Raw genomic sequence first — 377 nt, 5'->3', positions numbered from 1 at the left:
GTGATGGGCGATCTGTCGTCCCGTCGCGGCATCGTGCAGGGCATGGACGACATGATTGGCGGCGGCAAGATCATCAAGGCCGAAGTCCCGCTGTCGGAAATGTTCGGTTATTCCACGTCGCTGCGCTCGGCCACGCAAGGTCGCGCCACGTACACCATGGAATTCAAGCATTACGCCGAGGCACCCAAGAACATCGCCGAAGCCGTGATCACGGCCAAGGGCAAGTAATTGGAAGTTTGCCGCCGCGCCTGCCGGTGCGGCGGCGCGATGAAACAACAAGATTGCATTCCATTAGGAGCTGAAAAATGGCAAAGGAAAAGTTCGAGCGGACCAAGCCGCACGTGAACGTAGGTACGATTGGTCACGTTGACCACGGC

The 377-nt window shown here is 58.4% G+C and carries 2 pseudogenes; both read left to right on the top strand.

What is annotated here, in order from left to right:
* A pseudogene (fusA, locus tag AB4Z35_RS31170) lies at window positions 1-228 on the top strand (elongation factor G); the annotation flags it as partial.
* A 77-nt stretch (window positions 229-305) separates the two neighbouring features.
* A pseudogene (locus AB4Z35_RS31165) lies at window positions 306-377 on the top strand (GTP-binding protein); the annotation flags it as partial.

Origin of the sequence: Pseudomonas sp. KB_15 (assembly GCF_052114525.1) — a bacterium.
Taxonomy (GTDB): domain Bacteria; phylum Pseudomonadota; class Gammaproteobacteria; order Pseudomonadales; family Pseudomonadaceae; genus Aquipseudomonas.
The sequence above is the reverse complement of the archived record's forward strand: the minus strand, read 5'-3'. Positions and strand labels throughout refer to the sequence as shown.